Source organism: Frankia torreyi (assembly GCF_000948395.1).
In the GTDB taxonomy this organism is placed as follows: Bacteria; Actinomycetota; Actinomycetes; order Frankiales; family Frankiaceae; genus Frankia; species Frankia torreyi.
This window is the reverse complement of record NZ_JYFN01000019.1, coordinates 72,880-95,936: the sequence shown is the minus strand read 5'-3', so window position 1 is coordinate 95,936 and position 23,057 is coordinate 72,880. Positions and strand designations below refer to the sequence as shown.

The window sequence follows — 23,057 nt, the reverse complement described above, 5'->3', positions numbered from 1 at the left end:
CTCGGCCGGCTGGGCTACCGGTGCACCGTGCTGGAGGCGTCGGACCGCGCGGGCGGTCGTAACCGCACCGCCCGCGGCGGCGACGTGCTCCGCGAGCTCGGCCCGACCGGCGAGCCGGTCACCACCCACCGGTGCTCCTTCGACGACGGGCTCTACCTCGACCTGGGCCCCGGCCGCATCCCCTACCACCACCGCCGGGTGCTCGACTACTGCCGCGCGTTCGGCGTCGACCTCGAGCCGTACATGACGAAGACGACGGCGAACGTCGTTCACCTCGCCGACGGCCGGGGCGTCCGGTGGCGCAACCGGCAGGTCGCCAACGACACCCGCGGGCGCCTCGCGGCCATGCTCGCCGGGACGCTCGAGCAACGGGACGCCGGGGCCGGGGAGCTGCTGGAGTCGGGATTCTGGCGGCACAGCTTCTACCAGCCGGTGGATTATCTTTGGCAGGCCACGATGTTCCAGCCAGTCGGCGGCATGGATCGCATCGTAACCGCCTTCGAGCGGGAACTTGGCAGTGAATTCGGCGAGGTCGTCGAGCTGAACTCCGAGGTCACCACGATTCGGCTGCTCGATGAGGGTAAGGCGGCCGTCGACTACCGGCGCGACGGCCTACCGCGGACGCTGGTCGCGGACTACTGCGTGAGCAGTATCCCGCTGCCGGTACTGCGGGGAATCTCGACAAACTTCTCCGCCGAGTTCGATGCGGCGATCAGGGCTGTCGAGTTCGCGAGCACCTGCAAGGTCGGCTGGCAGGCCGAGGAGCGTTTCTGGGAGGGCGACGCCGACCAGATCTACGGCGGGATCGGCTGGACGAATCATCCGATCACCCAGCTCTGGTATCCGAGCAACGACTACTTCTCGGCGGCGGGCCTACAAGCAGCTCCTCCAGCCCGCGAGCAACGGGCGTTTCTACGTGCTGGGTGATCAGAGCTCCCCGCTGCCCGGCTGGCAGGAGGGGGCGATGATGCCGGCCCACTACGTCATCGGGCAGATCCAGGGCATCATCCCCCTCACCGTGCCCGAGGCTGTCCGGGTGCCCGATTCGGTCGCCCTCACCCAGGGATCCCGCTGACCCGGCGGCGGCGCTGGGCGTCGAGCCGCCTCGGCCGCGGACAGGTCCGTGCGGGGATTCAGTCCGGGGTCGGACCGAGCGCCCAGCGCCGTCCCGTCACCTGGTCGAGCAGGTCGAGATCGGCGCCGAAACCGGCGCGCAGCCGCGCGGCCACAGCCGGATCGAGCCGCCGCGCCGCGGCCACCACCGCCGGATCGGCGCACCGCGCGCCGACCGGGTCGCCGCACCGCTCGACCAGGACCTCGGCGGGAGGGCCCGCGCGATCGACACCGGCGGGGCCGCGGTGGCGGCCGAGACCGAGGAAGCGGTGGACACGACCCAGCGCGATCGCCGGATCCGCGCTCAGCTCGGGGTAGGGCACGAGGAGCACCTGCTGACGCGGGAAGAGGGTGTACAGGCGCTGCACCTGGGCGCCGTACCGGCCCAGGGCCAGATACCGCCACGGCCAGGACGAGGGGGTGCAGGCCCGCGCCGACTCCGCCGCCAGGGCGCCCTCGAAGTCGGCGATGGGCTCCAGGCCGGACGCACGCATCCGCAGCCAGTGCGCGTGGGCCCGCGCTGCCGGATCCCGCAGCAGGGCGATGAGCCGCACGTAGGGCAGCATCTCGTGCAGGTGCCGCAGCGCCGTGAAGTCCGCCAGGTGGTACGGGGCACTCACGCCGCGCAGGACGCCCGCGGGCGCCGGGTCGACCAGGGCCTCGAACCGCGCCCGGCGACGCGCCGCATCCAGCCCCCACACCCCTGCGCCGCCTTGTGCCGTTTCCCCGGCACCTGACGCGGCACCGGAGTCCGGATCGCCGGGCGGACCGAGAGCGAGAGGCGGACCGAGAGCGGTGATCGGCGGGAAAGTGGTGATCGGCGGGAAAGTGGTAGGCGGGGTGAGAGCGGTGGCGGGCAGGAAGACGGCCGGGCAGCGGCGCAGGTCGGCGAGGAGGATCTCCATGCCCGCGTCCGGCGCACCGATCACGAGGAAATCAGGCAGCGCCATGAGATCTCCTGTTCTCGGCTGCTTCGCGTCCCCGAGCAGCGGATGCCGAACGATCCGCCAGTATATTCCGGCTTCCCCACCGGAAAAATCGACTTTGCTCGACCATCCGCGCGACTCGCGAGCTTCCGAACGAAACCTCCCTAATCGGATAAATAAGGACACGATCCGTCCGTCCGGANCCCCTGNCCCNCCCGCCGATCGACCGCGCGGACCTGGAGTCCCAGGCCCCCGCTGCCGCCCGTTCGGTACATCTCATAGCGCCATGTGAAGCAAGTCACACTTTTATTCTCTTGGCGGCGACCGGAGCAGTGTGCTTCCGTTGCTCTTGTGTTGAAGCGGCTGATCCTGGTCACCCGGAGCCATATCGATCTGCTCCGCGTCGCCTCGGCTGCCTGTCCGGCTGTCTGACGGGCGGCCGCCAGCCGCACCACCGGCGCCCGCGCCTGCGGGCCGGCCGGAGCCGCCGCACGGGCTCCGGATTCCCGGCCCAGTGAGGTCCGGCCCCGGCCTGCCGAGGCCCGCCGTCATCGCCACGGGCCCGTAGTCGATCAGGCGCACCCCGTCGTCGCGGTGGCCACCACGTCCCTCCACGCCACCGGCGAAGACGGCCGACACCGTCGACGTCGCGCCCCGGTCCACACCAGCTCGGCCGCCCCATCGTCGCGGTGCCCGAGCGCTGTCCGGCCCCTGGCCCGCGCCCGCCGAAACCGGGACCGGGACCAGCCCCGCCGCCACCGCCCGCTCAGGATTCCCGCCCAGGCCAGGGACCGCCCGACGCCAAGGCCCCGCCAAGGCTCCAAAGCCTGCCAAGACTCCAGGTTCCAAGGCCCACCCGGCTCCACAAACCCACCCGGCCCCGCGCCCACAGCTCCCGGCGACCGGGAGAACCACTGACCGAAAGGCCAGCGATGCCCCCGCAGACGACCACCCTCCCGTACCGGCCGCGCCTGGTGACCACGCCGCCGCGCACGCCCGTCGGGACGGCGGCGACCCTCCCCCGCCAGCCCGCGCCCGCCCCGGCTCACACGCGGGCGACCACGGCACCGGCCCGGCCCGACCACCGCCCGACCACCCAGACCCCGCCCCGCTCGGGGGTCTGGATCGACCGGACCGCCTGGCTCGCGACCGTGGACGGCCGGGCGCTGCAGTTGACCTACCTCGAGTTCGAGGTGCTGGACTTCTTCGTTCACCACCCCGGGCAGGCGCACAGCCGGCAGGCGCTGCTGTCATCGGTGTGGGGGCACCAGGCCGACGACGCCACGTCCCCGGACGTGCGCACGGTCGACGTCCTCGTGACCCGGCTGCGGCGCAAGCTCGGCCCCGAGCACCGGTACCGGATCGAGACGGTCCGCCGGGTGGGTTACCGCTACCGCCCGATCATCGACCCGGCCGTGGCGTCCTGAGGGCGGCCGTCACCGGCCGGTGAGCGGCCAGGACGCCTCCTGCCGGTAGACCGGGGCGGCGCCCGGGCCGCCGTCGACGCTGCGCATCAGGACCAGCCGGTCGACGGTCCACGGCAGCGGTTCCACGTCGGCCCGCAGCAGCTCGACGAGCGGGCCGAGCCCGCGGTGGCCGCGGTGGCCGCGGTCGGGCACCCGGGCGAGCGTCAGGTGCGCTCGCAGCGGCCGGTCGTCCGCCCCGGCGGCGGCGCCGGCCCGCTCGGCCGCCCGCCGCACGCCGGCCGCGAGCGCCCCAAGCGCCCCGGCCGGCGCCGCCGCGGCCCCAGGCCGTGCCGCTGCGGCCCCAGACAGTGCCGCCGTGCGCCCAGGCTGTGCCGCCGTCGGCCCAGGCTGTGCCGCCGTGCGCCCAGGCTGTGCCGTCACGGACCGGGGCCGCACCGCCGTCCACAGCACCCGGTCACCGAAGTGACCGCCGCCGACGGTCTCGACGGCGATCGGGCCGTGCCGCCGCGCCACCCGCGCGAGCCGGGCGTCCAGGTCGCCGCGCCGCTCGTCCGGCACCTGGCCGAGGAAGGCGAGGGTGACGTGCCACCGGTCGGGCGCCGACCAGCGCAGATCGGGGGCGGCTGCCCGGGCCCGGTGCACCGCGGTGCACAACGCGTCGGTCACCGCGGCCGGCGGCACGGCCGCCACGAACAGCCGCGCGGTCAGCTTCGCGCTCCCGGGCGGGCACGCTCGAACACCGCCTACCTCCCCTTTCCGAACCGGCGCCCGTACTTCTTGTGCGCGGCCTGCCGGCTCACGCCGAGCACGTCGGCGATCTCCTGCCAGGACCAGCCCTTGTGCCGGGCGCTGGCGACCTGGAGCTCCTCAAGTGATCCCAACAGGGCTCGCAACGAGGCGACGGCGGCGAGACCCACCCGCGGGTCGTCGTCGCAGGACGCCCCGGCGAGCTTCGTGGCGGTCATGTTCATGGCCGTCAACCCACGTTGACACAGGCAGGTGTGTCAACCCTGATGGACACGACGGCGCGCTGTCCGCTCTGCGCGACAATCGGGGCCATCACCGACCACCGCGGGCGGCCCGGGGGGTGGAACTGCCGTCGGTTTAGCGCCAGGTAACGCCAGTGAGCGCCGTATAGTGGTGGTGTGAACCTGAAGGAATGGGCGGCTGCGAACGGGGTCGGGTACTCCACTGCCCGTCAGTGGTTCCTTGACGGCAAGCTCCCGGTCCCCGCGCGTCGGGTGGGTGGGTTGATCCTCGTCGATCAGCCCGCGCGACCGGTCCCGTCGGGGACGGTGGCGGTGTATGCCCGGGTCTCGTCCGCCAACCAGATGCCGAACCTTGACCGGCAGGTCGCCCGGATCGTCGCCTGGACTGCCAGCCAGAACTTGGCGGTCGGCAGGGTCGTCACCGAGGTCGGGTCCGCGCTTGACGGGCATCGGCGGAAGTTCCTCGCACTGTTGCGCGACCCGGACGTGACGACGATCGTCGTCGAACACCGCGGCCGGTTCGCCCGGTTCGGCGCAGAAGACGTTCAGGCCGCATTGGAGGCGTCGGGCCGGCGGCTGCTGGTGGTCGACCCGGCTGAGGTCGACGACGACCTGGTCCGTGACATCACGGAGATCCTGACGTCGATGTGCGCCCGGCTGTACGGCCGGGGGGCGGCGGCGAACCGGGCCGCCCGCGCGGTCGCCGCCGCCACCGAGGACCGCCCGTGAAGACGCTCCAGGCGTACCGGTTCGCCCTCGACCCGAACGACGCCCAGCTGGCCGGCCTGCGCAGGCATGCCGGAGCGGCCCGGTTCACGTTCAACTGGGGTCTGGCGCGGGTGAAGGCGGCACTGTCGCAGCGCGCCGCCGAGGAGACCTACGGCGTTACCGGCGGCGGGCTGACTCCGGTGCCGTGGACGCTTCCCGCGCTGCGCCTCGCGTGGAACGCGGCCAAGCGGGAGATCGCGCCGTGGTGGGACGAGTGCTCGAAGGAGGCGTTCTCCGCCGGCCTGGACCAGCTTGCCCGCGCGTTGAAGAACTTCACCGACTCCCGCAAGGGACAACGCAAGGGCCGGCGGGTCGGCTTCCCCCGGTTCAAGAAACGCGGGAAGGCCCGCGACTCGTTCCGCTACACCACCGGCGCCTACGGCCCGGCGAGCGACCTGTACGTGAAGCTGCCCCGGATCGGCCGGGTGAAGGTCCACGAGCCGATGGGCGCGCTCACCGGCCGTCTGGCCGATGGCCGGGCCCGGCTGCTCGGCGCGACCGTGTCCCGCACGGCAGGCCGCTGGTTCGTGTCGTTCACCGCCGAGGCCGACCGGGACGTTCCCGCCGAGCCATCGCGCCGGCAGCGGGCGGGCGGGACAGTCGGGGTCGACCTGGGCGTGCGACACCTCGCTGTCCTGTCCACTGGCGAGATGGTTCCCAACCCGAAGCACTACCAGCGCGCCGAGCGGAAACTGCGCCGGGCGTCCCGGGCCTACGCCCGGTCGAAGCCCGGCAGCGCTGGCCGCCGCCAGTGCGCCGCCGAACTGGCTCGTGTCCACGGCCGGATCGCCAACCAGCGGCGCGACGGACTCCACAAGATCGCGACCCGGCTGGCGAAGACCCACGACGTTGTGGTCGTGGAAGACCTCAACGTCACCGGAATGGTCCGCAACCGGCGCCTCGCGAAAGCCGTCGCCACCGCCGGCTTCGCAGAGATCCGCCGCCAGCTTGCCTACAAGACCGGCTGGTACGGATCGGCACTGCACGTCGCGGACCGCTGGTACCCAAGCTCGAAGACCTGCTCCGGCTGCGGCTGGCGAAACCCAAGCCTGACCCTGGCCAACCGCACCTTCCACTGCCAGTCCTGCAGGCTGGTCCTCGACCGTGACCTGAACGCCGCGATCAACCTGCGTATCCTTGTCGCCGCCAGTACGTCGGAGACACAAAACGCCCGTGGAGCCGACCGTAAGACCCACTCCGGTGGGCAGGTGGCTGCGAAACGGGAACCCGGCACGGCTCGCGCCGGTCAGACCGGGAGTGCCGCCCCGCAAGGGACGGCGGCATGAAGCGCCCTATCCTGCGCCCTCATGCAACGGCACTATCAGAGCCGTGACGACGCTCCCCGAGCTGGTGCCACCGCGTGATCCGGCACTGTCCGCGAGCTGGCGGGAACTGCGGCGGCTCGTCCGCCGCCGCCAGCCCGACCTGCCGCTCGCAATGGCGCTGGTCACCGATGGCTCCGACAGCACGACGGCCGAGGTCCTGCGCGACGCCGGGGTCGCGGTCGTCGGCCTGCTCGCCCCGGAGCCGCTGGAGTCGCTGGCCTGGGCGGCCGAGGCGGGGGTTCCCCGCGCCTACGCCGACCTGCTCGCCCTGCTCTCGGACGACATCGAGGCGGTCTGCGTGGAGACCCCGCCGCCCGGCTCGGACATCGTCGCCCGGCGGGCGGCCGAGATCGGCCTGCACGTGCTGCTCGCCGGCCCCGCCACCGCCGAGGCGGAGACACTGCGTGCCGTCGCCGACCTGGCCGAGGAGGCCGATCTCGCCCACGTGGTGGCCCTGGACGGGCGGGCCTGGCCGGCGGCGATCCACGTCGCGGCCACGGTCCCGTCGCTGGGTCGGCTCACCCAGATGACCGTGGTCGGCGCGCCGACCGGCCCGGCCGGCCGGGTCGAGATCATCGATCTCGCGATGCGCTGGTGCGGGGAGATCCTGGCGGTCTGCGCCGATCCCGCCGCGATGCCCGCCGCCACGCTGACCCCCGATGCGCCCGTGACGCTGGCCCTGCTCTCCGCCAGCGGCGCCACCGTGCTGATCAACGAGCGGATGGGCGGCAACCTGGACACCGCCACCATCACAGTGTGTGGGGACGCCGGCCGCATCGTCGTCCAAGGCCGCCGCGTCCGCCGCCAGGACGACGCCGGCGTGCGCGACCTGCTGATGCCCACCCCGCCGACCGCCCGACCCGGACTGATGGAGGCCACCTACGACGTCGTGCGGGCCACCGAACTCGACGACGCGCGGCTGGTGCGGGGCGCCACCTTCCACGACCTGCTCACCGCGAACCGGCTCATCGCCGCCGCCGGCACCTCCCACCAGCGAGGCGGCTGGGTCGAGCTGTGAGGCGGCAGTGCCGTCGCAGTACTACGAGCCGGCGAGGGCGTCCAGGATCGGCGCCGCCCGGGTCAGGGCGGCGATCTCCTCGGCCGACAGCGCGGCGAGCCGGTCGGTCAGCCACTCGTCCCGGCGCCGACGATCGTCGCTGAGCAACGTCCGCCCCTTCGCGGTGACCTCGGCGATCACCTGCCGCCCATCGGTGGGGTGCGGGCGGCGCTCGACCAGCCCGGCGACCGCGAGATGCGCGATGACCCGCGTCATCGACGGCGGCTGGACGCGCTCGTGCGCCGCGATCTCCCCGAGCGTCATCGGGCCGTGGCGCTCCAGCGACGCCAGCGCGGACGTCTGCGTGGGGGTGAGTTGACTCGACCGCTCCTGGCGCATTCGTCGGGAAAGACGCATCACCGACAGCCGCAGCGCGGACGCGAGTTCGGCGTCGCTCGCCGTCTCGGTCTCCATCTTCTGACGGTACTCGTCCGGGGGACCGGAGAAAGGGTGATTTCGGGGGATGCATCGCCAAGAGGACGAAAAGGGGTCGGCCGCCCCCCGGCGGCAGCCGACCCCCCGCACGGCGCGATGTCCTGCGTACGGATGCGACCACCGACGACACCGATCCCGTGCCACCCAGGTTCCACCGCCGCGCACTCGCTGACTTCGGGGAGAGCTCCACAGTTCGCCGGGGGATCTCCTGGCGGGAAGTGGGGGGTAACCCGCAATCCGACAATCGGCGTGTGCGACGCTTGCCGGGTGAGATCCTGGCTACATAACGTCGCCTGACGTGCCGCATCCGCGTCTGCCCGGTCGACTGTCCGCGTGCGCCGCCCGCCACCGCCCGTGGTGTCTGGCAATCGGCGGCTCCGCCACCACCGCTGGTGCGATTGCGTGCCAGTGGCCCGTCTTCGGGCACAGCCCGCTCTTCGCGACCCTCAACGTCGTCGTGGCGCTCGCGTTCGTGCTCACCGCCGCCATGCTCAACGGCGAGGAGTCGCTGGGCAGCGTCACCGCGGCGCTGGTCCTGGGCGGGCTGCTGTGGCCACTGTCGTGGACGTCGAGCTGGGATGCGGGCCCCTCCGCCCTCGTGTCGACGTTCGCCTACACCCATTTCTGGGTCTGCCTCGGGTGGGGCGTGCTGCGTTACCCGGCCGGGCGGCTGCAGAACAACGGTGAACGGGTGCTGCTGGGCAGCGCGGTGCTCGTCATTCCACTGGCAAACCTCGGGCTGATCGGTATCGGCCGACCGGAATGGTTCGGCTACTCCGGGCACCCCGACCTGTGGTGGTACGGCAAGCCGATCGGCCACGGAGCGTTCGACACCGTGGTCTGGATCCTCGACAGCGTGACCCTCGTGCTCGCCGTCGCCTTCCTGCTCGTCGTCCGCGGGCGGCTGCGGCGGTACTCCGAGCTGGACCGGCGGGTCTTCCGGCCGGTGGCGCTCGCGTTGCTGTTGGCGTTCGTCCTCGCGGCGACGGTGAACTTCTTCGTCTACAACCCGAGCGACGGCGACATCGGGCCCGAGTTCGTCGTCATCTCCCTCACCCTGCTGGCGATCCCCCTGGCGTTCGCTGCGGCGGTGCTGCGCCGGGTGTTCGTCCGGGCCCGCATCGCGCAGCTCCTCGCGACGCTGCCCACCCCGCCGGACGTGCGGGCGGTCCGTGCGGCGCTGCAGGCGGCACTGCACGACGGATCCGCCGAGATCCACCTGTGGCTACCCGGGGAGGACCACCACGTCGACGCCGACGGGGCGGTCCGGCCCCCGCCGCCGTCCGGCGCGCCGGAGCTGGTCATGGCGGTGCGGACCGCGGCCGGGGCGCCGCTGGCGGTGATCACCGCCGCACCGGCCATGCGGCGCAACCGCGACCTGGTCGAGGCGGCCGTGCGCGCGAGCGCCATGGCCCTGGAGAACGCCCAGTTGCACGCCACGGTGGCCGCGCAGCTCGACGCCGTACGCGCCTCCCGGGCCCGGCTGGTCGAGGCCGGCCTGCACGAGCGGCGCCGGCTGGAGCGCGACCTGCACGACGGCGCCCAGCAGCGGCTGCTGGCGCTGGCCACCAGACTGGGTCTCGCCCGGACGAAGGCCACCGATCCCGATACGATCTCCGCCATCGAGGCCGCCCGGGAGGACCTGCGCCACGCCCTCGCGGACCTGCGCAGCCTCGCGCGGGGGATTCATCCGGCCGTGCTCAGCCAGGGTGGGCTGCTGCCGGCTCTGGAGGTCGTCACGGCCGCGCTGCCGGTGGAGGTCGAGTTGGACATCCCCGCGGCGCGGTTCGAGGCGGTCCTCGAGGCGGGCGCCTACTACACGATCTGCGAGGCGCTCACGAACACGGTCAAGCACGCCGGGGCCAGCCGGGCCCGGGTCGCGGTGCGCCACGACGGCGACGTCGTCCGCATCGACGTCACCGACGACGGCAAGGGCGGCGCCACCGCGGTCGAGGGTGGGGGGCTGGCCGGCCTCATCGACCGCGTCCGGGCACTCGACGGCGCCCTGGTGATCGTCAGCCCGTCGGGCGGCGGGACCCGGCTGACGGCGAGTATCCCATGCTGACCGTCCCGGCCAGCATCGTCCCGGCCAGCATCGAGCAGAGGAGAACGGACCTGTGCGGGTAGCGATCGCGGACGACTCGACCCTGTTCCGCGAGGGGCTGGCGATGCTGCTGACCGCCGCGGGCGCCGAGGTCGTGGCGCAGGCCGCCACCGCCGAGGACCTCATCCGCGGGCTCGGGCGCAGCCGGCCGGACGCGGTGATCCTGGACATCCGGATGCCGCCCACGTACACCGACGAGGGTCTGGTCGCGGCCGAGCGGATCCGCGCCCAGCACCGCGCGATCGCCGTACTCGTCCTGTCGACCTACGCCGAGACGCCCTACGCGCTGCGTCTGCTCGGCGACGGCAGCGGCGGTCTCGGCTACCTGCTCAAGGACCGGGTCGACGACGTCGGGGCGCTACAGGACGCGCTGCGGCGGGTGATCGACGGACGCCTCGTGCTCGACGAGGAGATCGTCGCGGGCCTGCTGGCCCACCGACGGCGCGCCGACGAGCTGGCCCGGCTCACCCCGCGGGAGCGCACGGTGCTCGCGCACATGGCCGAGGGACGGTCCAACCAGGGCATCGGTGCCCGCCTGCATCTGGCGCCCAAGACCGTGGAGAACCACATCGCCGGGGTCTTCAGCAAGCTCGGGATGCCGGCGTCCGCGGACGACAACCGTCGGGTGCTCGCCGTGCTCACCTGGCTGCGCAACGCCGCCGAGGCGGGCGAGCCGGGTGCCGTCACGGGAACCCCCGCCGGCGCATCTTTCGGTATCACACCGGGAACCCGCTCGACGAGTGGCTCCGGGCACCGGAGTGACCTCTCCCCGTTCGGGTAGGTGCAGGCCGCCCGCCCGGTGGATGGCCGCATGCTCACCGAGCGTGCCACGCACCATCACCGCAGCCAGGGGATGTGTTCTCCGACAAGGGGTGGCGCAGCACACGTGGGATGAGGCTCACCGATCACGCGCATGTGCAGCCGCGAACGGCCAGACTTGGGAAGAACCATGTGAGCCAGCAAACCGGCGTGAGCGCTCCGTACCCGGATGCGCGCCCCGGCTGGGGCCAGAGCCGTCACCAGCGGCATCGCCACCGCGAGAGGAGCCCGGCGTGTCCGAGCAGGTCAGCACACTGACCGTCACCGACAACCGAACCGGTAAGACGTACGAGATCCCGGTCACGGACGGCACGGTACGCGCGAGTGCGTTGCGTTCGATCAAGACGAACGACGACGACTTCGGGTTGATGGCGTACGACCCGGCGTTCACGAACACCGCGAGCTGCCGCAGCGCCATCACCTACATCGACGGCGACGCCGGCATCCTGCGCTACCGCGGCTACCCGATCCAGGAGCTCGCCGAGAAGAGCAGCTTCCTCGAGGTCGCCTACCTGTTGCTGGCGGGCGAGCTTCCCTCCACCGACGAGCTGTCGACCTGGGAAGACGAGATCACGCACCACACCCTGGTGCACGAGTCGATCAAGAAGTTCATCGACGGGTTCCACCACGACGCCCACCCCATGGGCATGCTCGTGTCCACCGTCGGCGCGCTGTCGACCTTCTACCCGGACGCCAAGACGATCGACGACCCGGGCCTGCGCCGGCTCCAGATCGTCCGCCTGATCGCCAAGATCACGACGCTGGCGGCGTACTCCTACCGGCACTCGGTCGGCTTCCCGTACGTCTACCCGGACAACGACCTGTCGTACGCCGGCAACTTCCTCAACATGATGTGGAAGGCCACCGAGCTCAAGTACGAGCCGGACCCGAACCTGGAGCACGCCCTCGACGTGCTGTTCATCCTGCACGCCGACCACGAGCAGAACTGTTCGGCGAACGCGATGCGCGCCGTCGGCAGCTCGCAGGCGGACCCGTTCTCCGCGGCCGCCGCCGCGATCGCCGCGCTGTACGGCCCGCTGCACGGTGGGGCGAACGAGCAGGTGCTGCGGATGCTCGCCGAGATCGGCTCGGTCGAGAACATCCCCTCCTTCATCGCCCAGGTGAAGGACGGCAAGAAGAAGCTGATGGGCTTCGGCCACCGGGTCTACAAGAACTACGACCCGCGCGCCCGGGTGATCCGCCAGGTCGCCGACGAGGTCTTCAAGGTCACCGGCACGAACCCGCTGTTGGACCTGGCCATGGAGCTGGAGCGGATCGCGCTGGAGGACGAGTACTTCATCGCCCGCAAGCTCTACCCGAACGTCGACTTCTACACCGGCATCATCTACCAGGCCATGGGCTTCCCCGTGGAGATGTTCCCGGTGCTGTTCGCCATCGGCCGGATGCCCGGCTGGCTGGCCCAGTGGGAGGAGGGCCTGCTCGACCCCGAGCAGAAGATCGCCCGCCCGCGCCAGCTCTACGTCGGCTACGACCAGCGCCCGTACGTCCCGATGGACGACCGCGGCGCGATCGCCGACACCGAGGCCGACCCGATCGCCGCCCAGGCCGCCCAGGCCGCCCCGGAGCGCCCCCTGCGCTGAACGGCGGATGCCGCCGCCGGCGAACCCGGTCCCCGTCGGCTGCCGCGCCGACGACGACGGCCCGCGGGAGAGTCTCTCCCCGCGGGCCGTCGTCGTCTCCGGCTGCGGACCCGCCGCTACAGGCGCTCGACCACGTAGTCGATGCTGGCGACCAGGGCCTCGACGTCGGCCGGTTCGATCGCCGGGAAGCAGGCGACACGGAGCTGGTTGCGGCCGAGCTTGCGGTACGGCTCGACGTCGACGACGCCGTTGGCGCGCAGCACCTTGGCCACCGCCGCGGCGTCGACCCCGTCGAAGTCGATCGTCACGACGACCTGGGAGCGCTGCGCCGGGTCGGCGACGAACGGCGTCGTGTACGCCGTCTTCTCGGCCCAGGTGTAGAGGATCGACGAGGACTCGGCGGTGCGGCGCACGCACCACTCCAGGCCGCCCTGGGCGAGCATCCACTCGATCTGGTCGGCGAACAGGAACAGCGTCGCCACCGCCGGGGTGTTGTACGTCTGGTCCTTGGAACTGTTGTCGCGGGCCGTGGTGAGGTCGAGGAACGGCGGGATCCACCGGTCGGTCGCGGCGATCTCGGCGAGCCGCTCGATCGCCGCCGGCGAGAACAGCGCCGTCCACAGGCCTCCGTCGGAGGCGAAGCACTTCTGCGGCGCGAAGTAGTAGACGTCGGCCTCGGTCACGTCGACCGGCAGGCCGCCCGCGCCGGAGGTGGCGTCGACCAGGTGCAGGGCGCCGGCGTCGGCGCCGACCGGGCGGCGCACCGGGCGGGCGACGCCGGTGGAGGTCTCGTTGTGCGGGCTGGCGTAGACGTCGATGCCGGCCTCGGGCGCCCAGTCCGGGTGCGTGCCCGGGGCCGAGGACACCACGGAGGGCTCCGCCAGGAACGGCGCGCCCTTTGTCGTGTCCGCGAACTTTCCGCCGAACTCGCCGAAGACGAGATGCTGCGACCGGGTACGGACCAGGTTGAACGCGGCGGCGTCCCAGAACGCGGTGGCGCCGCCGATGCCGAGCACGACCTCGTAGCCCGCGGGCAGCGAGAACAGCTCCGCGAGCCCCGCGCGCACCCGGCCGACCAGGCCCTTGACCGGCTTCTGCCGGTGCGAGGTGCCGAGGTAGGTCGCACCGCTGGCGGCCAGGGCGGCGACGGCGTCCGGGCGGATCTTCGACGGGCCGCAGCCGAAGCGGCCGTCGGCCGGGCGCAGGGTCGGTGGCAGTTCGATCGCGGCGGCGTCAGCCACGGGGCACCCCCGGCGAGACGTCGCCGAGCGGACGCGGGTCCGGGCCGACGTAACGGGCGGACGGGCGGATCAGCCGGCCGGTGCGCTGCTGCTCGAGGATATGGGCGCTCCAGCCCGCGGTGCGGGCGCAGGTGAACATGGACGTGAACATATGGGCGGGCACCTGTGCGAAGTCCAGTACCACGGCCGACCAGAACTCCACATTCGTGCGCAGCGGGCGGTCGGGGAAGCGGTTGGTCAGCTCCTCGNTCGCCGCCGCCTCCAGCGCCTCGGCCACCTCGTAGCGGTCGGAGCCGAGGTCGCGCGCGGTGCGGCGCAGCACCCGGGCGCGCGGGTCCTCCGCGCGGTACACCCGGTGGCCGAAGCCCATCAGCCGCTCCTTGCGGTCCAGGGCACGGCGGACGTAGCCGAGCGGGTCCCCGGTGCGCTCGACCTCGTCGAGCATCGCGAGCACCCGGGAGGGGGCGCCGCCGTGCAGCGGCCCGGACAGCGCGCCGACGGCGGCGGACAGCGCGGCCGAGGCGTCGGCGCCGGTCGAGGCGACCACCCGGGCGGTGAACGTCGAGGCGTTCATGCCGTGCTCGGCGGCCGACACCCAGTAGGCGTCGACGGCCTGGACGTGCTTCGGGTCCGGCTCGCCACGCCAGCGGATCATGAACCGTTCCGTTATCGTCCGCGCGCGGTCCACCTCCTTCTGCGGGACCGCGGGCTGCCCCAGGCCCCGGGCGGACTGGGCGACGAAGGACAGCGCCACCACCGACGCGCGGGCGAGGTCGTCGCGGGCCTGCTCGGGGGTGATGTCGATGAGCTGGCCCAGGCCCCAGTAGGGGGCGAGCATCGCCAGCGCGCTCTGCACGTCCACTCTTATGTCACCGGAGTGCACCGGCACCGGGAACGGCTCGGCCGGCGGCAGCCCGGGCTCGAACGCACCATCGACCAGCAGCCCCCAGACGTGGCCGTAGTCCACCTTGCCGACGAGGTCCTCGATGTCGACCCCGCGGTAGCGCAGCGCGCTGCCCTCCTTGTCCGGCTCGGCGATCTCCGTCTCAAAGGCGATCACGCCCTCCAGACCTGGCTTGAAATCGCTCGTCTTCTCGGCCATCGAGTCCGGATCTCCGCTTCTGTCTGTTGGTTCGACCGGCGATCTGTTGCTTCGACCGGCGGCCCGCCGTGCCTGCCTCGTCGGTCCTGCTCCATCCGATCCTGCCCCGCGGCATCCGGACGCGCCAGAGCGCCGCCGCTTCGCGCCGTTCCCGCCGGCCCGCCGACGGACGCAGCAGCCTCACACTTCGCCAACCCCGACACACTCACCTGACAATTTATGAGATACCTCACAACCACTTTGTCCGTTTGTGAGGCTATTTGCAGCAACCTGCCGGAAGCGACGTCAGGGACGGCCGACCAGCGGCGATCTCGCCGCGCTACGGTCGGCAGGAGGAAAGGGCCCGCCTGACCGGCGGTCACGCTGCGCAAAAACTGGATCAGGAGCTCGGGAGATCATGGCGTTCGTCTTCATCAGTCATCGCGCGGCGGACATCGCCAGCGCCGAACGGCTGGGGCGGGCGGTCAACGCGGTGGGCCATGCGGTGCACCTGGACCGTTGGGAGGTACGCATCGGCGATACCGTGCCCATGTTCATGAATGACACACTCGCCACCGCGGATTTTCTCGTGCTGGGCCACTCCACCCTGGGAATTCACGCGCCATGGATAGCGCAGGAATTTCTGCCAGCGCTCGCCGCGGACCTCTCGTCTCGCGGGATCATCATGCTGCCCGTGATCCTTTCCGGCGCCGAGGCCCCCACCCGACTCGGCGGGCGGCCCTGCCTCGACCTGACCACCAACTGGGATCGCGGGGTAGCCGCGGTCCTGCGCGAGCTCGGCTGAGCGCGGGGGCGCGGCTGGCACGATTCTCCGATGGCCTCCCTCCCGCCGTCCGACGCCTCCCCCCGCCGCACAGCCGTCCCCACCGGCACAGCCTCCCCCGCCAGCACAGACTTCTCCGCCAGCACAGACTTCTCCGCCAGCGCAGACTCCCCCGCCAGGACGGATTCTCCCGCCGGCGGAGACTTCCCGGACGGGCCCGACCCGGCCGGCCAGCGGCAGAGCTACCACACCGGTCGGTTGGAACCGGAGCAGCTTGCGGCGACCTGGGTCGACCAGTTCGCCCGCTGGTTCGCCGACGCGAGCACCGCGGGCGCGGGCGTCCCCGAGGCCAACGCGGCAGTCTTCGCCACCGCGTCCGCGGACGGCCGGCCGAGCGCGCGCACGGTACTGCTCAAGGGTTTCGACCACCGCGGCTTCGTGATCTACACGAACTACACCTCCCGCAAGGGTCGGGAGAGCGCCGAGAATCCCTTCGGCTCGCTGGTCTTCCCCTGGTACGCGCTGGAACGGCAGGTCGTGGCCATCGGCGCGGTGGAGCGCGTCAGCAGGACCGAGACCGAGCACTACTTCGCCTCCCGGCCCCGCGGGTCCCAGCTCGGTGCCTGGGCCAGTCACCAGTCGCAGATCATCGAGTCCAGGGACGTCCTGGACGCCCGCGCCGCCGAGCTCGCGGCCCGCTGGCCCGCGGGGACCCCGGTGCCCACTCCGCCGTTCTGGGGCGGGCTGCGCCTCGTGCCCGACACCGTCGAGTTCTGGCAGGGACGGACGAACCGGCTGCACGACCGGCTGCGCTACCGCCGCGCCTCCACCACGGACCGCTGGGCCGTCGAGCGCCTGTCCCCCTGACACCCAGCCCTCACCCGGCCCTCGCCCGGCCCTCGCCCGGCCCAGGCCGATCCCGGCTAACGCCCTGTCGTCCACGCTCTCGGCGGGGGNGCCGGCGACGTCCTCGCCGACCGGTGTGATTGCGGAGGCTCGGGTCCGGCGGCAACCGGTGTACCGGCACCTGGTGTTCACGCCGTCGCCCACCTGAATCGCCGCCCCGAACCCGGCCGGTTTTCCGGATCCGGTTGTCCGGACGACATTGTTCGGAACCGTCCGTCCGCGGCCGGATTCCCGTCGCGCGGATCCGACGGACAACCCGCCGATGACGCTCTGCGTGGTAGTGCGGCCGTGACTCCGTCGCCGTCCCGCGGGCTGAACTCGACCGGCCGAACCCAAGGGGACGCCGCCGAGATGAAAACACGCACAGTCCGTCGGGTTCAGCCGGTTCCCCCACCGCGAAACCTGCCGTGCCGGAATCCGCGGCGGCCACGGGCCGGGCCAGCGCGCCAACCCACGCCGACGGAAAGAGCGCCAACCCACGCCGACGGGGTAGGACGGACGGCCGCAACGGGCCAGCCCACGTGGGGCGCCGCAGACAGGGGCGACGCGGACGGGGGCAGCCGGGAGTGGGACGGAGCCGTCAGGAACCTCGCCGCCGACGCAACCACCGGCCGAGCGGACCGCGGTGGCGACCGGCGGGGCACCGAACCGCCCCGCCTTCCTCCGAACGCGGATACCGCCGGCGAACGCGCGGCGAACGGCGTCGTTCAGCGCCGGCGTTCATCCGGACGCCACTCGGCTGCGGCGAACACCACCGGATGACCACGAATCACCGCGCCGTTCACCCAACGGTCCCGCTACGACCGACCCGGACGTAGCGGGACGTCCGCCGCGTTGCTACCTTCTTCCCGATAAAAGCTTCCCGTCGAGGTTTTCCTGACCCGGCAGATGTCGAGGGAGACGGATTCATGCGCAGCACCAGAATGCGGGTCGTGGTGGCCGGCGTTCTCGGCGTGGCGGCGATCGCACTGGCCTCGCCAGCGTCCGCCGCGACGCCGCCACCCGCGCCGACCGAGACCGCCGCCGTCAGCTCACCCACTCCGACCGCCCCCGCGGCCGCCGGCGCGTCTTCCAGCGCATCGCCGACCCCGACCCCGACCGCCACTGCGCTTGCCGCGACCAGTCCGTCCGCCGGCCCGAGCGCGACCCCGAGTGTCGACCCGAGCGCCACGCCGAGCCCGGTGGCCGGCGCCACGGCGAGCAGCGACCCGAGCGCCTCGGCCTCGGCCTCGGCCACCCCGGCCGCCGCGGCGGCCTCGACCGGCGGCACCGGTGACCCGACCCTCGACGGGTTCCTCGACCTGTTGCCGTTCAAGGTGCCGCTGGACAAGGAGATCAACGGCGTCGAGGACATCGACGTCAACCCCCTCGTCCTCACCTTCACCTGCAACGGCAGCGAGCCGGCCTGGAAGCTGAAGAACACCGGCGACAAGAGCTTCGGCTTCGGCTGGTTCGACACCAACCTCGGCGGCGGCATCCTCGACATCGGTCCGAAGCAGTCCGTGGACATCCCGTCGAAGGCCCTCGCCGTCGTCGGCTCGCCCTGGGACGCCGAGACGAAGCTCCTGCTCGTGACCGTGCCCACCGTCGGCGTGTCGAACTGCGGCGGCGCGACGAGCGCACCGCCGGCGATCGCGGCGCCCGCGGCGCTGCCGATCGCCGCACCCGCCGCCAGCAGCTCCGTCACGGCCGAGCCGTACTACACCGGATGACCATCAGCCGGTTCAGCTCCAGGACGGCCGCGGGAATCCTTGCGGCCGTCCTCGGCGGCGTGGTGCTCACCGGGTGCGGCGGCGGCGACGGCAGCCACGACGCCGCCACCAACCTCTCACCGCAGATCCGTAACCAGCTCGCCGCGATCGCGGGCCTCGGGCAGAGCAAGAGCACGGTGGTCACCGCCGTCGGCACGAGCGTCGACATCTACAGCGCCCCCACGGACACCCAGCCATCGTCCACGCTGGCGAGTCCGAACGAGAACGGCGTCAGGCGGGTCTTCCTGGTCCAGGCCAAGATGCCCGGCTGGTGGCAGGTGATGCTGCCCGTCCAGCCCAACGGCAGCACCGGCTGGGTCAAGGCCGACCAGGTCAGCGCGTCGGAGACGCCCTACCGCCTGGTCGTGTCCCGCGGTCACCACCTTCTGCAGGTGTTCAGCGACGGCAAGCAGATCGCGCAGGAGCCGGTGGCCATCGGCACCACGGACACGCCGACCCCGGGCGGCCGCTTCTACCTGATGGAGCTGCTTCGGCCGCGCAACCCGAACGGCCCGTATGGCCCGTACGCATTCGGCCTGAACGGCTTCTCCACGTCGCTGAGCTCGTTCGACGGCCGCAAGCCGGTGATCGGCCTGCACGGCACCAACGAACCGAAGATGATCGGTAAGGATGTCAGCCACGGCTGCATCCGGCTGAGCAATGACGCGATCACCCGCCTCGCCCAGACCGTCCCGCTGGGCACTCCGGTCGACATCGTCGCCTGACCACGCCGGCCGTCTCGGCTCGTCGAGATGGCGGCTCGTCGAGATGGCGGGTCCGGGCGGCGGGTCCAGCCAGGCCGCCGTCCGATCAGGCGGGCGGGGAGCCCCGCTCGCCGCCGACCGGGGCAGGCCGGGCCGCGGCGGCGATCCGCAAGTCGGCGACGAACCCTCCGTACACCTCGTCCCGGCTTGCCGGGTCCGCCCGCAGCACGGCGCTGGGATGCAGCGTGGCGAGCAGCTGGGCGTTCGACCCGGGCGGCCCGGGCAGCAGCCGTCCGCGCATCCGCGTCACCCGGAACGACGGCCCGAGCAGGGAGGCACCCGCCGTCGCGCCCAGCACGACGACCAGCGACGGCCGGATGACGTTCAGCTCGGCGGCAAGCCAGGGACGGCAGGCGGTGATGTGCCGCGCCTGCGGCGTCTGGTGGATGCGCCGGGGTCCGTTGCCGGTGCGGTAGCCGAAGTGCTTCACGGCGTTCGTCGCGTACAGCTCGGCCCGATCCAGCCCCGCCTCGCCGAGCGCCCGGTCGAGCAGCTTGCCGGCAGGGCCGACGAAGGGCTGGCCACGGCGGTCCTCGACGTCTCCGGGCTGCTCGCCGACCACCACCAGCCACGTGCGCGCGGGGCCGGCGCCGAAGACGGTTCGGGTGCCGGGCAACTCGGCGAGGTCACAGCCCCGGCAGTCCGCGGCGGCCGCGGAAAGCGCCGGCAGGTCCGCGCCGGGAGGCACCACGACGGGCTGCATGCTCATCCTCAAGATTCAAGCGGACGCGCCGGTCTGCGGCCCCGCCGGGGTGGGCGTGGCGCGCCACGCGTGGGTTGCCCTCCACACCCCACGCGGGCGCGACCACCTCCGGCGGAGCCCGTCACTTCTCCACCGGGCTTCGAGCGGGAGATCCCTGCCCACACACTCCCTGCCCTGGAACAAGGGTGGCCAATCCCCGCCCGCCGTACCCATCGGACCGCACAACCCGCGTGTCGGATTCACGACACGTGTCGCGCTTGCGGGCAAGCCATCCATCCGCTAGATGATCCCGACGATGACCGGCTCCGTTTCCCGAGTTCGGAGCTGTCCGAGCCGGCTCAGCCGCGGCGGCGGGCCGCCTCGTAACGGGCCAGCGCCTCCCGCCGCTCGGTGGCATGGTCGACCACCGGCGCCGGATACCCCGCGGGCGGGCCGCCGGGCAGCGTCCACGGCTCGTGCACCTTCGCCCCCGGCACGTCACGCAACTGCGGTATCCACCGGCGCACGTAGATCCCGTCCGGGTCGTAGGTGCGCCCCTGCGACACCGGGTTGAACACCCGGAAGTACGGTGCCGCGTCTGTACCCGTACCGGCCGTCCACTGCCAGCCGTGATGGTTCGACGCCAGGTCGCCGTCGACGAGATGGTCGAGGAACCACCGCGCCCCGTGGGTCCAGTGGACGTGCAGGTCCTTGCACACGAACGACGCCTCGATCATGCGCACCCGGTTGGGTACCCAGCCCTCGGCGAGCAACTGGCGCATGCCCGCGTCGACGATGGGGAACCCCGTCTGCCCCCACTTCCAGGCCTCGAATCCGGCCTCCGGCGGGTCATATGCCATGTCGGCCAGCGCGCCGGTCAGATCCGTCCGCGCGGATGCGGGATTCGCCGCGAGCACCTCGGCGTAGAACTCCCGCCACGCGAGCTCCGACCGGAACTTCTCCGCGTCACGCTCCCGGCCGGCCGCCTGCTCCCTCCCGCCGGACCCCGCCGACGCAGGGGAGGCCGTCGACACAGGGGAGGCCGTCGACACAGGGGAGGTGGCTCGGTTCAGCTCGGCGAGGATGGTCCGCGGATGGATGCAGCCGTACTTCAGGTAGGGCGACAGCCGCGAGGTGGTGTCCAGCCCGGGCAGGTCGCGCCGCTCGGCGTAGCCGGTCAGCGATCCGTGCAGGAACTCGGCCAGCCGCTCGCGCGCGGCGGACTCGCCCGCCGCGGGCAGCCGGACATCCCCGAGGTCCGGATCGGCCGGGATGCCGTCCGAGGCCAACCGCGCCCAGCACGCGCCGGCCGGCTCGGCGATCGGGCGGCGCCAGCCGTGCTCCTTCCACGCCCGGTAGAACGGCGTGTAGACGCGGAACGGCGTTCCGCCCGCCGTGGCCAGCCGGCCCGGCGCGACCGCGTACGGCGACCCGGTCCGGACGAGCTCCCGGCCGTCGGTGCGCAGCGCCTGCTCGACCTCGCCGTCGCGACGCCGCCCGTAGGGCCCGTAGTCCGCGGCGATGTGCACCCGGCGCGCGTCGACGGCCCGCGCGACCGCGGGGACGACGTCCACCGGATCGCCGCGGCGCACGCACAGCCGGCCGCTCAGCCGGTCGTCCAACTCCCGCAGGCAGCGGTACAGGAACGCGAGCCGGACCGGCCCGGCCGGGCGGCACAGCACGTCGTCGAGGACGAACAGCACCAGTACCTCGTCGCCCCCGTCTGCCGCCGCGTGCAGCGCCGGGTTGTCGCTCAGTCGCAGATCCCGCCGCAGCCAGCAGACCGACACCGTCATGCGACCGGACGTTAGACCGGCACCCGGACCGCGCCGTGGCAGCGCGGGACGACGCCCGGAGGACCCGCCGATCTATAGCTGTGCGTCATCAAAAGATTACCGTGAGCTTATAATCGGTGGGTGCAGGTGACCGTCGCCATCGCGTGGGATCGCGGCTTCTCGGACGCCTGGTCCCGCATCGCGGAGACCGGGCCGAAAATCGGGGTCTTCCTCGCGATCTGCCTGTTCGGCGGCCTGCTGGTCCGGGCCGGGGCGCGGCTGCTGACCGCCCTGGCGACCCGGCTGGGAGTCGATGGGGTCCTCGACCGGGGCGGCCTGCCGGCCCTGCTGCGTCGGCCGGCCGCGGACGTTCGCACGGGCGCGGTGCGGATGCTCACCGGCCTCGGCCTGCTCGCGGTGCTGCGCGTCGCCGTGGGGGTCTTCGGCCCGAGCGCCGCCGAGGACACCGTCACCGACCTGCTCGCGCTGCTGCTGCACACCATGCTCGCCGCCGTGATCATCGCGATCGGGGTCAGCCTCGCCCGGCTCGCCCGGACCTTCGTGCGCGAGGCACTGCGGGAACTCAGCTACGCGCGCGCGGCCGGCAACACGGTGGCCGCCGTGCTCGTGATCGCGTTCGGCAAGGCCGGTCTCGACGAGGTGGGCATCGCGACGTCGGTCACGACCCCCGTGCTCTGGGCCGTCCTCGCCACCCTGACCGGGGTGATCGTGGTCGGGGTCGGCGGGGGCCTCGTCCGCCCCATGCAGTTGCGCTGGGAGGAGATCCTCGAACATGCCGAGGACACCGCCGCCCAGGCTCGGCTGACCTGGCGCGCACGCCACCCCGACCCCCATCCCGCCGACCCCCATCCCGCCGACCCAGGCCCCGGCGCCGTCGACCCCGGCGACCCGAATCCCGGCGACCCGAATCCCGGCGACCCGAATCCCGGCGACCCGAATCCCGGCGACCCGGACCTGATTGGCGCGGACCCCGCCGATGTGCGCCCCGCCGACGGGGAAGGCTCGTACGTCGACCCCGCCGATGCGCGCGCCGCCGACGGGGAAGGCTCGTACGTCGACACCGCCGGGCCGGGAGGCAGCGGGCCGGGGCTCGCGGAGCTGGCCGCCGACCCGGACGTGCCGGTCGAACCCGATCCGACCGCCGGCCCGGTGACGCCGTCAATCCCGGCCCCGGCGTCGGGAGCGGTCGCCGCCACCGCGCCCCGCCCGTCGATCCCGCCGCCGAGTGAACAGGTCCCCTTCGAACCCGCCGCGCCCGACCGGACCTCGGCATCCGCCTCGCCGCCACGGCTGAACGACCCGTCCCGGCCCGCCGACCGGCCCCGACCGGAGGGACCCCCGTAGCCTGTGGCTCGCTCCCGCCTCTACCGTCACGCAGGGACCAGTGGATGTGCGTTAGGCGAACTACGGCGCGTTCGGCCCCTGGGTGGGGCACTCTGGGAGAGGACGGGATGTCAACGCCGGTCGTGGACCTGAACCGCCCATACC

At 72.6% G+C, this 23,057-nt stretch carries 23 protein-coding genes and 1 pseudogene; 15 read left to right on the top strand and 9 right to left on the bottom strand.

Annotation, left to right across the window (positions count from 1 at the left end; all coding sequences use genetic code 11):
- Positions 1-27 precede the first annotated feature (27 nt).
- Together FF36_RS13910 and FF36_RS37900 are read left to right on the top strand one after the other, a co-directional pair.
- On the top strand, positions 28-927 hold the full coding sequence (locus tag FF36_RS13910; protein WP_052681100.1) for a flavin monoamine oxidase family protein: 900 nt from the start codon (positions 28-30) through the stop codon (positions 925-927).
- Entirely contained in the window at positions 917-1,075 is a 159-nt protein-coding gene (locus FF36_RS37900) for a hypothetical protein (protein ID WP_242418841.1), read from the top strand. The genes FF36_RS13910 and FF36_RS37900 overlap by 11 nt, the downstream gene beginning before the upstream one ends.
- 58 nt (positions 1,076-1,133) lie before the next feature.
- Here FF36_RS37900 and FF36_RS13905 read toward each other — a convergent pair whose 3' ends face one another.
- Positions 1,134-2,063 (bottom strand): sulfotransferase, encoded by a 930-nt coding sequence (locus FF36_RS13905; protein ID WP_044885467.1) that lies wholly within the window; start codon positions 2,061-2,063, stop codon positions 1,134-1,136.
- A 264-nt stretch (positions 2,064-2,327) separates the two neighbouring features.
- On the opposite strand from FF36_RS13905, the gene FF36_RS40815 reads away from it, so the two are divergent.
- Together FF36_RS40815 and FF36_RS13900 are read left to right on the top strand one after the other, a co-directional pair.
- Positions 2,328-2,471: a putative leader peptide gene (locus FF36_RS40815; protein ID WP_372666233.1), complete on the top strand. Its 144-nt coding sequence runs from the start codon at positions 2,328-2,330 to the stop codon at positions 2,469-2,471.
- 500 nt (positions 2,472-2,971) lie between these two features.
- Positions 2,972-3,466: a winged helix-turn-helix domain-containing protein gene (locus tag FF36_RS13900; RefSeq protein ID WP_044885466.1), complete on the top strand. Its 495-nt coding sequence runs from the start codon at positions 2,972-2,974 to the stop codon at positions 3,464-3,466.
- Positions 3,467-3,475: 9 nt separating this feature from the next.
- On the opposite strand, the gene FF36_RS13895 is transcribed toward FF36_RS13900, so the two are convergent.
- Both FF36_RS13895 and FF36_RS13890 read right to left on the bottom strand, forming a co-directional pair.
- The gene (locus FF36_RS13895; RefSeq protein ID WP_044885465.1) at positions 3,476-4,156 is read right to left on the bottom strand and encodes a 2'-5' RNA ligase family protein; all 681 of its coding nucleotides are present in this window, start codon (positions 4,154-4,156) and stop codon (positions 3,476-3,478) included.
- Positions 4,157-4,209: 53 nt separating this feature from the next.
- Positions 4,210-4,437, bottom strand: coding sequence for a helix-turn-helix domain-containing protein (locus FF36_RS13890; RefSeq protein WP_370657192.1), 228 nt, complete (start codon positions 4,435-4,437; stop codon positions 4,210-4,212).
- 174 nt (positions 4,438-4,611) lie between these two features.
- On the opposite strand from FF36_RS13890, the gene FF36_RS13885 reads away from it, so the two are divergent.
- The 3 genes from FF36_RS13885 to FF36_RS13875 are packed head-to-tail and all read left to right on the top strand — an operon-like array spanning position 4,612 to position 7,566.
- On the top strand, positions 4,612-5,184 hold the full coding sequence (locus FF36_RS13885; RefSeq protein ID WP_044885464.1) for an IS607 family transposase: 573 nt from the start codon (positions 4,612-4,614) through the stop codon (positions 5,182-5,184).
- Positions 5,181-6,509 (top strand): IS607 family element RNA-guided endonuclease TnpB, encoded by a 1,329-nt coding sequence (gene tnpB, locus FF36_RS13880; protein WP_044885497.1) that lies wholly within the window; start codon positions 5,181-5,183, stop codon positions 6,507-6,509. Before FF36_RS13885 ends, tnpB begins: the two co-directional genes overlap by 4 nt.
- Positions 6,510-6,552: 43 nt before the next feature.
- The gene (locus FF36_RS13875; RefSeq protein WP_044885463.1) at positions 6,553-7,566 is read left to right on the top strand and encodes a Gfo/Idh/MocA family oxidoreductase; all 1,014 of its coding nucleotides are present in this window, start codon (positions 6,553-6,555) and stop codon (positions 7,564-7,566) included.
- Between the two features lie 21 nt (positions 7,567-7,587).
- Here FF36_RS13875 and FF36_RS13870 read toward each other — a convergent pair whose 3' ends face one another.
- Positions 7,588-8,019 (bottom strand): MarR family winged helix-turn-helix transcriptional regulator, encoded by a 432-nt coding sequence (locus FF36_RS13870; RefSeq protein WP_044885462.1) that lies wholly within the window; start codon positions 8,017-8,019, stop codon positions 7,588-7,590.
- A 319-nt stretch (positions 8,020-8,338) separates the two neighbouring features.
- Between FF36_RS13870 and FF36_RS13865 the strand changes: the two genes are divergently transcribed.
- The 3 genes from FF36_RS13865 to FF36_RS13855 all read left to right on the top strand — a co-directional run bounded on the left by FF36_RS13865 (position 8,339) and on the right by FF36_RS13855 (position 12,564).
- Complete coding sequence (locus tag FF36_RS13865; RefSeq protein ID WP_044885461.1) at positions 8,339-10,105, top strand: sensor histidine kinase; 1,767 nt, start codon at positions 8,339-8,341, stop codon at positions 10,103-10,105.
- A 52-nt stretch (positions 10,106-10,157) separates the two neighbouring features.
- Positions 10,158-10,925: a response regulator transcription factor gene (locus FF36_RS13860; RefSeq protein ID WP_044885460.1), complete on the top strand. Its 768-nt coding sequence runs from the start codon at positions 10,158-10,160 to the stop codon at positions 10,923-10,925.
- A 271-nt stretch (positions 10,926-11,196) separates the two neighbouring features.
- Positions 11,197-12,564 carry a citrate synthase gene (locus tag FF36_RS13855; protein ID WP_063897416.1) on the top strand — a complete coding sequence of 456 codons (1,368 nt, stop codon included), beginning with the start codon at positions 11,197-11,199 and terminating at the stop codon, positions 12,562-12,564.
- A gap of 116 nt (positions 12,565-12,680) precedes the next feature.
- Here FF36_RS13855 and serC read toward each other — a convergent pair whose 3' ends face one another.
- From serC to FF36_RS13845, 3 genes and pseudogenes are all read right to left on the bottom strand, one after another.
- Positions 12,681-13,805, bottom strand: coding sequence for a phosphoserine transaminase (gene serC, locus FF36_RS13850; RefSeq protein WP_044885459.1), 1,125 nt, complete (start codon positions 13,803-13,805; stop codon positions 12,681-12,683).
- Positions 13,798-14,053, bottom strand: a pseudogene (locus FF36_RS37895) (citrate/2-methylcitrate synthase); the annotation flags it as partial. The gene serC and the pseudogene FF36_RS37895, both read right to left, overlap by 8 nt.
- 1 nt (position 14,054) lies before the next feature.
- Positions 14,055-14,907 (bottom strand): citrate synthase 2 (locus FF36_RS13845; protein WP_242422494.1); only part of this gene is annotated, 853 nt, incomplete at its 3' end.
- 397 nt (positions 14,908-15,304) lie between these two features.
- On the opposite strand from FF36_RS13845, the gene FF36_RS13840 reads away from it, so the two are divergent.
- The 4 genes from FF36_RS13840 (at position 15,305) to FF36_RS13825 (ending at position 19,052) form a co-directional block, all read left to right on the top strand.
- Positions 15,305-15,691 (top strand): toll/interleukin-1 receptor domain-containing protein, encoded by a 387-nt coding sequence (locus FF36_RS13840; protein ID WP_044885457.1) that lies wholly within the window; start codon positions 15,305-15,307, stop codon positions 15,689-15,691.
- Between the two features lie 30 nt (positions 15,692-15,721).
- Positions 15,722-16,537, top strand: coding sequence for a pyridoxamine 5'-phosphate oxidase (pdxH, locus tag FF36_RS13835; RefSeq protein WP_082121898.1), 816 nt, complete (start codon positions 15,722-15,724; stop codon positions 16,535-16,537).
- A 947-nt stretch (positions 16,538-17,484) separates the two neighbouring features.
- Entirely contained in the window at positions 17,485-18,288 is an 804-nt protein-coding gene (locus tag FF36_RS13830) for a lipase chaperone (RefSeq protein WP_044885455.1), read from the top strand.
- Positions 18,285-19,052 carry a L,D-transpeptidase gene (locus FF36_RS13825; protein WP_044885454.1) on the top strand — a complete coding sequence of 256 codons (768 nt, stop codon included), beginning with the start codon at positions 18,285-18,287 and terminating at the stop codon, positions 19,050-19,052. Before FF36_RS13830 ends, FF36_RS13825 begins: the two co-directional genes overlap by 4 nt.
- Positions 19,053-19,137: 85 nt before the next feature.
- Here the strand turns inward: FF36_RS13825 and FF36_RS13820 are convergent, their stop codons facing one another.
- The gene (locus FF36_RS13820; RefSeq protein ID WP_082121897.1) at positions 19,138-19,794 is read right to left on the bottom strand and encodes a UdgX family uracil-DNA binding protein; all 657 of its coding nucleotides are present in this window, start codon (positions 19,792-19,794) and stop codon (positions 19,138-19,140) included.
- A gap of 338 nt (positions 19,795-20,132) precedes the next feature.
- On the bottom strand, positions 20,133-21,569 hold the full coding sequence (locus tag FF36_RS13815; RefSeq protein WP_044885452.1) for a cryptochrome/photolyase family protein: 1,437 nt from the start codon (positions 21,567-21,569) through the stop codon (positions 20,133-20,135).
- A 126-nt stretch (positions 21,570-21,695) separates the two neighbouring features.
- Here FF36_RS13815 and FF36_RS13810 point away from each other — a divergent pair, with 126 nt between their 5' ends.
- Positions 21,696-22,913 carry a mechanosensitive ion channel family protein gene (locus FF36_RS13810; RefSeq protein WP_242422492.1) on the top strand — a complete coding sequence of 406 codons (1,218 nt, stop codon included), beginning with the start codon at positions 21,696-21,698 and terminating at the stop codon, positions 22,911-22,913.
- Positions 22,914-23,057 lie beyond the last annotated feature (144 nt).